Annotated in this window: 9 protein-coding genes; 6 read left to right on the top strand and 3 right to left on the bottom strand. The window is 69.2% G+C overall.

Going from position 1 to position 11,523, the window contains the following annotated elements; all coding sequences use genetic code 11:
• Positions 1-79 precede the first annotated feature (79 nt).
• The gene (gene leuS / locus ABE473_RS11920) at positions 80-2,728 is read right to left on the bottom strand and encodes a leucine--tRNA ligase (RefSeq protein ID WP_346489617.1); all 2,649 of its coding nucleotides are present in this window, start codon (positions 2,726-2,728) and stop codon (positions 80-82) included.
• Between the two features lie 186 nt (positions 2,729-2,914).
• Entirely contained in the window at positions 2,915-3,526 is a 612-nt protein-coding gene (locus ABE473_RS11915; protein ID WP_346489616.1) for a DUF998 domain-containing protein, read from the bottom strand.
• A 126-nt stretch (positions 3,527-3,652) separates the two neighbouring features.
• On the opposite strand from ABE473_RS11915, the gene trxA reads away from it, so the two are divergent.
• From trxA to ABE473_RS11890, 5 genes are all read left to right on the top strand, one after another.
• A complete protein-coding gene (trxA, locus tag ABE473_RS11910) occupies positions 3,653-4,516 on the top strand; it encodes a thioredoxin (RefSeq protein WP_346489615.1) in 864 nt (287 codons plus the stop codon).
• 284 nt (positions 4,517-4,800) lie between these two features.
• On the top strand, positions 4,801-6,390 hold the full coding sequence (locus tag ABE473_RS11905) for a FecR domain-containing protein (protein WP_346489621.1): 1,590 nt from the start codon (positions 4,801-4,803) through the stop codon (positions 6,388-6,390).
• A complete protein-coding gene (locus ABE473_RS11900; protein ID WP_346489614.1) occupies positions 6,387-8,018 on the top strand; it encodes a CHASE2 domain-containing protein in 1,632 nt (543 codons plus the stop codon). Before ABE473_RS11905 ends, ABE473_RS11900 begins: the two co-directional genes overlap by 4 nt.
• A gap of 67 nt (positions 8,019-8,085) precedes the next feature.
• Complete coding sequence (locus ABE473_RS11895; protein ID WP_176989233.1) at positions 8,086-8,550, top strand: DUF4442 domain-containing protein; 465 nt, start codon at positions 8,086-8,088, stop codon at positions 8,548-8,550.
• Between the two features lie 51 nt (positions 8,551-8,601).
• Positions 8,602-9,333: a hypothetical protein gene (locus ABE473_RS11890; RefSeq protein ID WP_346489613.1), complete on the top strand. Its 732-nt coding sequence runs from the start codon at positions 8,602-8,604 to the stop codon at positions 9,331-9,333.
• A gap of 22 nt (positions 9,334-9,355) precedes the next feature.
• On the opposite strand, the gene ABE473_RS11885 is transcribed toward ABE473_RS11890, so the two are convergent.
• Entirely contained in the window at positions 9,356-10,648 is a 1,293-nt protein-coding gene (locus ABE473_RS11885; RefSeq protein WP_346489612.1) for a hypothetical protein, read from the bottom strand.
• Between the two features lie 78 nt (positions 10,649-10,726).
• On the opposite strand from ABE473_RS11885, the gene ABE473_RS11880 reads away from it, so the two are divergent.
• Positions 10,727-11,404, top strand: a complete 678-nt coding sequence (locus ABE473_RS11880) for a DUF502 domain-containing protein (protein ID WP_070425632.1) — start codon at positions 10,727-10,729, stop codon at positions 11,402-11,404.
• The last annotated feature ends 119 nt before the right edge of the window (positions 11,405-11,523 follow it).

The following is an 11,523-nucleotide window of genomic DNA, read 5'->3' as shown; positions in this document are numbered from 1 at the left end:
CCGCGCGCGCGCCCCCTTTTGTCGCGGACTGCCGCACCGGGCGCCCGGGGCCGGCCCCCCCCCCCCCCCCACGACAGGATCAGCCCTGCGGGGCCGCCACGATATTCACGATCTTGCCGGGCACGATGATGATCTTGCGCACGGTCAGACCTTCCAGGAACTTGGCCGCGTTCGGCTCGGCCAGGCCCAGCGCTTCGATCTGGTCGCGCGGGGCATCGGCGGCGACGTCGATGGTGCCGCGCAGCTTGCCGTTGACCTGCACCGCCAGCGTCACCGCGTCGCGCACCAGCGCGGCCGGATCGGCGTGCGGGAACGCCTGGTCTTCCAGCAGTTCTTCGGCGTGGCCCAGCACCTGCCACAACGCATGGCTGGCATGCGGGGTGATCGGATTGAGCAGCAGTACGGTGGCACGCAGCGCTTCCTGGCGGACCGCACGGCCCTGCGCGCTGACGTCATCGAACTTGGCCAGCGCGTTCATCAGTTCCATCACCGCGGCGATCGCCGTGTTGAAGCTGTGGCGGCGGCCGTAGTCGTCGCCGACCTTGCCGATGGTTTCATGCGTCTTGCGGCGCAGCGCCTTCTGCTCGGCGTTCAGTGCGGCCACGTCCAGCGCCGGGGCGGCGCCGTCGGCGGCGTGTTTCTGCACCTGGGCCCACAGGCGACGCAGGAAGCGGGCCATACCGTCCACGCCGGCTTCGTTCCACTCCAGCGATTGTTCCGGCGGGGCGGCGAACATCGAGAACAGGCGCACGGTATCGGCGCCGTACTTGCTCACCATCACCTGCGGGTCCACGCCGTTGTTCTTGGACTTGGACATCTTCTCGGTGCCACCGATCACCACCGGCTGGCCGTCGGCGATCAGGGTCGCCCCGACGATGCGGCCGCGCTCGTCGCGCTGCACATCGACATCGGCCGGGTTGATCCAGTCCTTGGAGCCGTCCGGGTTCGGGCGATAGTAGGTTTCGGCGATCACCATGCCCTGGCACAGCAGGTTCTGCGCCGGCTCGTTGCTGTCCACCATGCGCGCATCACGCAGCAGCTTGTGGAAGAAACGGAAGTACATCAGGTGCAGGATCGCGTGCTCGATGCCGCCGATGTACTGATCGACCGGCAGCCAGTAGTTGCCGCGCTTGTCGACCGCATCACGGGCACCCGGCGAGGTGTACCGCGCGTAGTACCAGCTCGACTCCATGAAGGTGTCGAAGGTGTCGGTCTCGCGCTCGGCCGCGCCGCCGCAGTCCGGGCAGGTGGTCTTGCGCCATTCCGGATCGGCCTTGATCGGCGAACCGGTGCCGACGAAGTTGACGTTCTCCGGCAGGATCACCGGCAACTGCTCTTCCGGTACCGGCAGGGCGCCGCACTTCGGGCAGTAGATCACCGGGATCGGGCAGCCCCAGTAGCGCTGGCGGCTCACGCCCCAGTCGCGCAGGCGGTAGTTGACGCGGCGCTGGCCCTGGGCCTTGCGCTCGAAACGCTCGGCCAGTGCCTCGAAAGCGCCCTGGAAATCCAGCCCGTCGAACTCTTCGGAGTTGACCAGCTCGGTCTCGCGGGTCTTGTCGCCGTACCAGTCCTGCCAGCGCGTGGCGTCGTATGCACTTTCTTCCTTGCGCAGCGACTTCAACGCGATGACCTGGCGGATCGGCAGGCCGTACTTGTTGGCGAATTCATTGTCGCGCTGGTCGTGGCCGGGGACGGCCATCACCGCGCCGGTGCCGTAGCCCATCAGCACGAAGTTGGCGACCCACACCGGCACCTGGGCGCCGGTGACCGGATGGATGGCGCGCAGGCCGGTGTCCATGCCGCGCTTTTCCTGGGTTTCCAGTTCAGCCTCGGACACGCCGCCCTGCTTCATCTCGGCCAGCAGCGCGGCCAGCGCCGGGTTGGACTTCGCCGCATGCTGCGCCAGCGGATGCTCGCCGGCGATCGACACGAAGGTCACGCCCATCACGGTGTCCGGACGGGTGGTGAACACGCGCAGCGGGTCCAGCGTGCTGCCGTCGGCATCGCGCACGTCGAACTGGATTTCCAGCCCTTCCGAGCGGCCGATCCAGTTGCGCTGCATGGTCTTGACCGACTCCGGCCAGCCCGGCAGTTCGTCCAGGCCGTCCAGCAGTTCCTGGGCGTAATCGGTGATGCGCAGGAACCACTGCGGGATCTCGCGCTTTTCCACCAGTGCGCCGGAGCGCCAGCCACGGCCGTCGATGACCTGCTCGTTGGCCAGCACGGTCTGGTCGATCGGGTCCCAGTTCACCACCGCGTTGCGGCGGTAGGCCAGGCCCTTGCGCATCAGGCGGGTGAACATGCGCTGCTCGTGCACGTAGTACTCGGGCGTGCAGGTGGCGAACTCGCGCGACCAGTCGATCGCATAGCCCATGGCCTTGAACTGGCCCCGCATGTGCTCGATGTTGGCGTAGGTCCACTTGGCGGGCGCGGTCCTGTTCTTGATCGCCGCGTTCTCGGCCGGCAGGCCGAACGCATCCCAGCCCATCGGCTGCAGCACGTTGTGACCGGTCATCCGCTTGTAGCGGCTGATCACGTCGCCGATCGTGTAGTTGCGCACGTGGCCCATGTGCAGCGCACCGGACGGATACGGCAGCATCGAAAGGCAGTAGAACTTCGGCTTGTCCGAAGTCTCGGTGACCTCGAAGGCACGGGTGGCATCCCAATACTGCTGGGCGGCGGATTCAACCTGCTGCGGATCGTAAACGTTGGGTTCGACGCTGGTCATAAAAACGCTAGTGCGGCGGCAAAGCGGCACAGGGTACCGCAGTGCGGCAAAGGGCTCCAATCGAGGTTGCCCACCGCATCGCCCAAACCCGTCATCTCATTGAATTGACTGGAGATTGGCCGAATACGTCATCGCCCTGCCCTGGCCCCGGCGCGGTGCCGGGGCGCAGCGGCAGGCGAACCGTGCTCAGGCGCGGCGCGCGCCCGGGGCCAGCGGCAGCACCACCACCAGCCAGACCAGCCACACACCGAAGGCCACCCGCTGGGCCAGCGGCGCCGGCAGCAGCACCTGCAGCGCGAAGGCCGACAGCAGCACGCCCAGCCCGCAGGCCAGGTGCAGCGCGCCCACGGCCCGCCACGCCGGCAGCCGCAGCGCGCCGATCCCGGACATCACCGCCCCGGGCACGAAGGCCAGCACCCAGACCATCCACGCACTGGCGTGGTACTGGCTGGCCGGATTGTCCAGATCGCTGGTATCCAGCGGCAACACCCCCATCGCGGTGAAGCCGACCCCGGCCAGCATCAGCAGCTGCGCGCCCACCCGCATCGACCACGGCGCCGTCCGCGGTACCCGCAGCAGCAGGCGCAGCGCGACGATGCTGGCGAGCAGGCCCGGCAGCGCGAAGCCGACGATGTTGAAGGCAAGCGCATGCGGCACGCCCATCGCGCCGAGCAGCGCGACCGGGTGGCCGATCGGATCGAACAGCGGCAACGCCGCGCCGAAGCCCAGCACCGCGCCCACGAACAACACGGCGGCGGCAATGCCGAGCGCACGTTCCCAACGATGAAGTCCCGACATGCTGCACCCGGCCTGTTCACAAGGCCCGCATTGTCGCCGTTCCCGGCCGATTCCGCGCGGTGGGGTTGCGTCCGGCGGCGGGCGGCACCATACACTTCCTCTCCAGTTTCCCGTTGATCTGAAACCATGAGCGATCTGCCGCACGTATTTGACGCCACCACCGAGACCTTCGAGACCGAGGTCCTGCAGAAATCCCTGCAGACCCCCGTGCTGGTCGATTTCTGGGCCACCTGGTGCGGCCCCTGCAAGACCCTGGGCCCGATGCTGGAAAAGCTGGCCGGCGAATACCACGGTGCCTTCGAGCTGGCCAAGGTCGATGTCGACAAGGAACAGCAGATCGCGGCCGCCTTCCAGATCCGCTCGGTGCCGACCGTGTTCCTGGTCAAGGGCGGGCAGATCGTCGATGGTTTCCCCGGCGCGGTACCGGAAGGCCAGCTGCGCGAGTTCCTGAGCCAGCATGGCGTGGTGCCGCTGGAGGCCGCTTCCGAGGCCGAGGAGGTCGCCGAACCCGCCCCGCTCGATCCGCAGGCCCAGGTCGACGTGCTGCGCGCGGCCATCGCCGCCGAGCCGGACAAGGAAGAGCTCAAGCTCGACCTTGCCCTGGCGCTGCTGCAGACCGGTGCCACCGCCGAAGCCACGGCACTGATCGATGCACTGCCGGCCAATCTGTCCACCGATGATCGCGCCGTGCGCGCCCGGGCCCGCCTGGAGTTCGCCAGCGCGCTGCAGGAAGCGCCGGCTGCCGAGGTGCTGGACGCCCGCATCGCGGCCAATGGCGATGACCTGCAGGCCCGCCACCTGCGTGGCGTGCAGCTGCTGCTGTCCGGGCAGGACGCGGCCGCGCTGGAGCAGTTCCTGGACATGCTGCGGCGGGACCGTACGTATGACGACGGTCGCCCGCGCAAGCTGCTGATCGACGCCTTCAAGGTGATCGAGGATGAAGATCTGGTCGGCCAGTACCGCCGCCGGATGGCGTCGCTGCTGTTCTGATCGATCAGGGCCAGCGCCTGCCGGGGCGCTGGCCCTGCCAAGTCGTCTATCCGAACGCTCGTCTTCGATGTGTGACGTGAATCACGTTCAGAAACCCTGCACGGCTCCCGGGCAATAATGCCGCCGCGGCCCATTGGAGGCCGCGATCCATCGGGGAGGATGAGGTCTGGGCCATGGCGGCCTACTTGGCTGCGCCCCGCCTTGCAGGGCCGTGAACGACCGTGAGATTGACCCGATTGCCTTGTTTCTCTTTGGTTGCCCGCCTGCTGGTGCTGGTGGCCTTGATGCTGTCCGCCGCGCCGCTCCTGGCCCAGGACTGGACCTACCGGGTCCGGCCCGGCGATACGATCTGGGACCTCAGCGCCCGCTACCTGAAGCCGACCATCGCCTGGGAACAGCTGCAGTCGCACAACCGCATCGCCGATCCCTACCGCCTGCCGCCCGGCAGCCAGCTGCGCTTCCCGGTGGCCTGGCTGCAGGTGCAGCCCGCCCCGGCGAGGGTGCTCGCCGTCCGCGGCCCGGTGCAGAGCCAGGCCGACGGTCAGCCTCGCCGCGATGTGCTGGAAGGCGATCTGCTGCGGATCGGCCAGGAACTGATCACCGGCGAGGATGCCAGCGTCACCGTGGTGTTCGCCGATGACTCGCGCCTGCAGCTGCGCGAACGTTCGCGCCTGCGCTTCGATCAGCTCTCCCGCTATGGCCACACCGGCATGGTCGACACCCGCCTGCGCCTGGAGCAGGGCCGCGCCAGCAACCGGGTGACGCCCGCCAGCGGCCCGGCGTCGCGCTTCATCATCGATGCGCCCACCGCGACCAGCAGCGTGCGCGGCACCGTGTTCCGGGTCAGTGCCGGCCTGGAGGGCCGCGGCGCGGCGACCGAAGTGCTGGAAGGGCGCGTGCAGGTCGGCAACCGCCGCGGCCAGCGCCTGGTCACCGGTGGCCAGGCGACGCGCAGCCCCTCGCTGGATGCGCGACCCGCTGGCCTGGAGGCCTTGCTGCCCGCGCCCGTGCTCTCCACCGATCCGCAGCGGCTGGCCACCTTGCCCGCAGCCCTGGCCTGGCAGCCGGTGACGGACGCCGTCGGCTACCGGGTCGAAGTCGTCCGTGCCGATCAACCCGACGTGCTGCTGTTCGCGCGCGACACCGACGCCACGGCGCTCACCCTGCCCGACCTGCCGCCGGGCGATCTGCGCGTGCTGGTGCGGGCGGTCAGCGCGGCGCAGGTGGAAGGCCTGGATGCCGGGCAGGATTTCAAGGTCCGTGACCAGCCGGTCGCGCCGTTGACGGTGCGCCCGCTGCATGGGCAAACCGTCAACAGCGCGCGACCGCGCTTCGAGTGGGCCCGCGTTGCCGATGCCGAGCGCACCGTGCTGCAGATCGCCCGCGATCCGCAGTTCCTCGCCCCGGTGCTGGAGCAGGACGGCCGCGGCACGCAGCTGCGCCCGGGCCAGGACCTGGCGCCCGGCGACTACGTCTGGCGGGTGGCGTCGGTGGACCGCAACGGCCATCGCGGCCGGTTCGGCCAGCCCCTGCCGCTGACCATCACCGATCTGCCGGTCGACCCGGCCCTGCAGCCGCCCGAAGCCGCCAAAGGCCAGCTGACGCTGCGCTGGCAGGCCGGCGAACCCGGCCAACGCTACCGCGTGCAGCTGGACCGTCGCGGCGATTTCAGCGCGCCGCTGCTCGACCGCGAGCTCGACCAGCCGGAGGTGTCGATCAAGCGCCCCTGGCGCGGCACGCTGCACGTGCGCGTCCAGTACATTGACGAGGACGGTTACGCCGGTCCGTTTTCGCCGGCACAGCAGATCGCCCTGCCGTGCCGCACCTGTTACGCCGCCGGGGGTGGTGCACTGCTGTTGTGGCTGCTGTTGTGACTCCCCTGCACCTGCCCTGGCCGCAACGCATCGTGCTGGCAGCCCTGGTCGGTGCGCTGGCGGTCGTGGCCAGTCACTGGCAGTGGTTCTGGAAACAGGATGAGGCGGTCTACGACGCGTACGTCGGCGGCTGGGAGTACACACCGGATGCGCGTCTGCTGATCGTGGCGATCGACGACAACAGCCTGCAGCAGCTTGGGCAGTGGCCGTGGCCGCGCGGCACCCACGCACGCCTGCTGGACCGGCTCACCGATGCCCGTGCCGAGCGCGTGGTGCTGGACCTGATGCTGTCCGAACCGGACCGCCAGGACAGCACCCAGGATGCCGAACTGGCGGCGGCGATCCGCCGCAACGGACACGTGGTGCTGCCGGTGCTGGCCGCGCCGGCCAGTGGCCCGCGCATGGCCGAGGAACTGCTGCCGATTCCGCTGATCGCCGCCAACGCGGCCAGCCTGGGCCACACTGATATCGAAGTCGACGGCGATGGCGTCGCCCGTGGCCTCTACCTCACCGCCGGGATCGGCGCACCGCACTGGCCGGCGCTTGGACTGGCGCTGGCCGATACCCCTGGCCCGCTGCCCGGGTTGCGCGACGACCAGCCGGCGGTGGCCTCGCCCTACCAGTGGCGCCGCGACCACTACGTGCGCGTGCGCTACGCCGGACCGCCCGAACGCTTCCCGCAGGTGTCCTATGTGGATGTGCTCGACGGCGAGGTCGACCCGGCGCTGCTGCGCGGACGTCTGGTGCTGGTCGGCATGACCGCCAGCGGCATCACGCCGCGCCTGCTCACCCCGACCACCCGCGAGCGCTGGATGAGTGGCAGCGAGTACCAGGCCAACGTCGCCTCGATGTTGCTTGCCGACAAGGTGATCAGCCCGTTACCGCCGGCGTGGCAGAGCGCCCTCACCGGGCTGCTGGTGGCGCTGTGCTGCCTGTTGTTGACGCTGCCGCGGGCGTGGCAGAGCGGTGTACTCGCCCTTCCGCTGACGCTGCTGCTGAGCTTCGTGCTGCTGCGTGCGGGCCACATGTGGTTCGCACCGGCCGCGGCCCTGACCGGCATGTTGACCGTGCTCCTGGCGTGGACGCTGTGGCGGGTGAGCGCCTGGCGGCGCCAGGCCAACAGCGATGCGCTCACCGGGCTGGGCAACCGGCTGCGCTTCGAGCAGACCCTGCAGGCCGAGCACGACGCCGGTCGCCGCAGCGGGCGGCCGCTGAGCCTGGTGTTGATCGACGTGGATCATTTCAAGCGGCACAACGACGAGTTCGGCCATCAGGCCGGCGACACTGTGCTGCGCAGGATCGCCCAGGAAATCCGTGCGCACGCGCGTCGTCCCCGCGACATGGCCGCCCGCTTTGGCGGCGACGAGTTCGCGCTGATCCTGCCCGACACCACGCCGGAAGGCGCGGTGCAGGTGGTGCAGGATCTGGTGGCGCGGGCGCAGGGACTGGAGATTCCGGCCGGCCGCGGCGCGACCACGCATATCACCCTGAGCGCCGGCGTATTCACCCGCGTCCCGGGCCCCGGCACGGAACCGCGACATTATTTCGAAGGAGCCGACGCGGCGCTTTACCAGGCCAAGGCCGCCGGGCGGAACGGCTATTCGGTCGACGGCGGCGGCCTCGACTGAGCCTCCGCTCCACCATACGCAAGCGAATGGTAGACTCCGATCACCTCCCCAGCGTGACGTGATCCGAATGAAGGCCTCCGTCTTCCGCCACGGCATCAATCTATGGCCGCCGTTCCTGTTCACCGGCATCCACGTGACCGATGTCAGTCCGGACTACCGCCATGTGCGCGTCGAGCTGCGCATGCGCCCGTGGAACCGCAACTACGTGGGCACGCATTTCGGCGGCAGCCTGTTCGCGATGACCGATCCGTTCTGGATGCTCACCGTGATGCAGAACCTGGGCCGTGATTACTACGTCTGGGATCGCGCCGGCGAGATCGAGTTCCTCAAGCCGGGCCGCGGCACGGTGGTGGCCGAGTTCCGGCTGGACGAGGCACTGCTGGACCAGCTGCGTGCCGCCACCGCCAGCGGCGGGAAATACCTGCACTGGTTCAGCAATGACATTGTCGATGCCAACGGCGAGGTGATCGCCCGCGTGCGCAAGCAGGTCTACCTGCGGCTCAAGCCCGAGGCACGCCAGCGCGCGGGGTGAGTCATGTCGCGCTTGCTATGCTCGCGCGCCTGATCCACGCCCCGGAAGACCATGCGCCTGCTCCTGTTGACCCCGCTGCTGCTCACCGCCCTGACCGCGTCTGCGCAGGAACTGCGGATACCGCCGGTCGACTATCCGGTGCTGCCGGCGCGTGCCACCACGGCCAAAGGGTTCCTGCCGACCGGCTGGCGCATCGAGGAACAGCTCAGCGGCGATCTCAACGGCGACCAGCGCGAAGATTTGGTACTGGTGCTGCGCCAGCAGGACCCGCGCAACATCGTCGAACACGATGGCTTCGGCATCAGCCCGCTGGACAGCAACCCGCGCATGCTCGCCATTGCGTTCGCCGGTCCGGCGGGCGGTTACACGCTCGCCGCGCAGAACCACACGTTGATCACCCGCCACGAGGCGCCCAACCTGTCCGATGTCTTCGAGGACGGCCCCGGCGTCTCGATCGTGCGTGGCACGCTGCGCACCACGCTGTTCTTCTTCTCCAATGCCGGCAGCTGGTCGACCGGTTCGGCCAGCTTCACGTTCCGCTGGCAGGACGGCGCCTTTGCATTGATCGGCTACGACAACAGCTCGATGATGCGCAACTCGGGGCACACCGAAAGCCTGAGCATCAACTACGCGACCCGCCGCGTGCGCCATACCGAGGGCAGCATCGACTCGGACGAAGACAGCGTGCGCTGGGAGACGCTCACCTCGCCACGCCGCTGGACGCTGGACACGGTGGGCGATGGCAGTGCATTCGAGCCGCTGGCGGCGACGGACGACCGCTAGGACATCGCCAACCGCGCGCCGCTCATCGTGCCGGCGCACGCATCGGCACCCGCAGTGTCGGCCCGAGCTCGTCCACGACCACGCGCCGATCCACCTGCAACCACTGCCCCTCTTCGCTGAGCACCGGCGTGCGCGTGGGCGAACGCAGCGCCTCCGGCAAGGTCTGCAGCGCCACGGACACCGCCACCGGCTGTTGCCGCAGCCAGCGCTGCGCCGCCACCAGGCGCAGCATCGCGGCGGCGTCCTGCGGGCGGCCCGCGTACTGGCGCATGTCCGGTCCGCTGATATTGGCCAGGGTGCAGCCCAGCGGATTGGCGATGCAGGCGAACCGATCCTGCGCCGGCCCGGGAATCGGCGTGGGCGCATCCCGCGCGGCCACCAGCTCGGCGCCCGCAGCGCATGCCCACGCGTAGCGCGGCGCGATGCGTGCCTGGGTGCGTGGCACATCCAATAGCAGGCGGTTTCCCTCCGGATCCCCGATCGACAGGCGCAGGCCCGCCCCGGCCAGCGCGAACTCACCGCGCATCGCCGTGCACAGGCTCTGCTCAGCGGGCGTCATCGGCGCCAGTGCAGCGTCGCAGACCGCTGGCACGGCCGCATCGGCGGGCAGTTCGACCAGGATGTCGGCCAGCACCCGCGCGTTGCTCTCCACCATCGCCGCACCGATCATGCTGGTGATCAGGGTGTCGCCCTGCCCCGCCATCCGGCGCCCACTGAGGATGTCCGCACAGGCACCGGCCAGCGCGGCGCCACTGTCGCCACGCACATGGGCAAGCGCGTGCGCGGACACCGGATCGAACACCGGCTGGAAGGCCGGCAGCGGCACCATCGGATCGGTGTCGAACGGCGTGAACGGGGAGACGAAGTGACCGTAGCCGGCGATCGCAGCCACGCGCTGGTGAAACGCTTCATGGCCGGCATGCGCGGCCTGGAACCTGTCGGGGTCGGCGCGCACCGCCTCGAGACAGCCGACGGCCCGGCGGCCGCAGCTCGCCGAGCCCGGACGCAGGGTCGTGGGGTAGCGCCCGTCCGCGCTGGAGTCCTGGGGCCGCTGGCCGGGCGTCCCCTGGCGCCAACGCGCGGCATCCTGCGCCATCACGGCCTCGCGGCCGACGGCATCCAGGCCGTCATGGCGCAGGGTCCACAACGCGCTGAAGCCATTCGCGCCGGGCGTGGGCAGCGGTGCCTGCAGCAGCCGCATCGCCTCGCGCTGCTCGGCCGGCAGCGGCCAGAACCGCGAGGCCGCCCAGACCCCGACCACGGCCAGCAGCAGGCTCAGGATCGAGACGACCACCCATTTCAGTCCATTCTTCACCACAGCGTTCTCCCCGGACCCCGCGTCCTGCGGGGACCGGCAGCGTAAACCGGGCATCGCCCCCGCTACAATGCGCGGATGTCGCCCGAAGCCCCCCAACTCGTTCCGCGTCCCTCCCTGCAGCGGCTGTTCCTGACCGGCCTGCTGACCCTGCTGCCGATCTGGCTGACCTGGGTGGTGGTCAAATTCGTGTTCGTGCTGCTCTCGGGCATTTCCAGCCCGCTGGTGGTGCCGCTGTCCGAGCAGATCGCCGCCTCGTTCCCGCATTACCTGGGCTGGATCAAGGTCGAGTGGATGCAGGACATCATCGCCCTGGCCGCCACCCTGCTGGTGATCCTGTCGGTGGGCGTACTCAGCCGCCGTGTGATCGGCCAGCGGCTGCTGCGCTGGTTCGGTGCGGTGATCAAGCGCATCCCGTTGGCGAGCATCATCTATGACAGCGCCAAGAAGCTGCTGGACATGCTGCAGACCGAACCGGGCAGCACCCAGCGCGTGGTGCTGATCGATTTCCCGCATCGCGACATGAAGTCGGTCGGCCTGGTGACGCGGGTGATGAAGGAAGAAGGCAGTGGCCGCGAGCTGGCCGCCGTCTACGTACCCACCACCCCCAATCCGACCTCGGGCTATCTGGAAATCGTGCCGGTCGAGCTGTTGACGCCCACCGACTGGACCGTGGACCAGGCGATGAGCTTCATCATCTCCGGCGGCGCGGTCGCCCCGGAAACCATGCCATTCACCCGCGCCGGCGATCGCTGATTCCTGCGGCAGCCCGGCGCTGCCGCAGCTGACTGGGCGCCGTACATGACAAAGCTGACCGGGGAGCGATGCTGGCCGTACGCAGGCGAATCGGGCAAGCTCCCGGGTCTGTGCGTTTA

Source organism: Stenotrophomonas sp. TWI700 (assembly GCF_039673645.1).
In the GTDB taxonomy this organism is placed as follows: domain Bacteria; phylum Pseudomonadota; class Gammaproteobacteria; order Xanthomonadales; family Xanthomonadaceae; genus Stenotrophomonas; species Stenotrophomonas maltophilia_AA.
The sequence above is the reverse complement of the archived record's forward strand: the minus strand, read 5'-3'. Positions and strand labels throughout refer to the sequence as shown.

What these genes read in the sequence shown, in the direction of transcription:
- ABE473_RS11905 (WP_346489621.1), top strand. Translation starts at nt 4,801, where the DNA reads ATGCTGTCCGCCGCGCCGCTCCTGGCCCAGGACTGGACCTACCGGGTC.
- leuS (WP_346489617.1), bottom strand. Translation starts at nt 2,728, where the DNA reads ATGACCAGCGTCGAACCCAACGTTTACGATCCGCAGCAGGTTGAATCC.
- ABE473_RS11895 (WP_176989233.1), top strand. Translation starts at nt 8,086, where the DNA reads ATGAAGGCCTCCGTCTTCCGCCACGGCATCAATCTATGGCCGCCGTTC.
- ABE473_RS11890 (WP_346489613.1), top strand. Translation starts at nt 8,602, where the DNA reads ATGCGCCTGCTCCTGTTGACCCCGCTGCTGCTCACCGCCCTGACCGCG.
- ABE473_RS11915 (WP_346489616.1), bottom strand. Translation starts at nt 3,526, where the DNA reads ATGTCGGGACTTCATCGTTGGGAACGTGCGCTCGGCATTGCCGCCGCC.
- ABE473_RS11880 (WP_070425632.1), top strand. Translation starts at nt 10,727, where the DNA reads ATGTCGCCCGAAGCCCCCCAACTCGTTCCGCGTCCCTCCCTGCAGCGG.
- trxA (WP_346489615.1), top strand. Translation starts at nt 3,653, where the DNA reads ATGAGCGATCTGCCGCACGTATTTGACGCCACCACCGAGACCTTCGAG.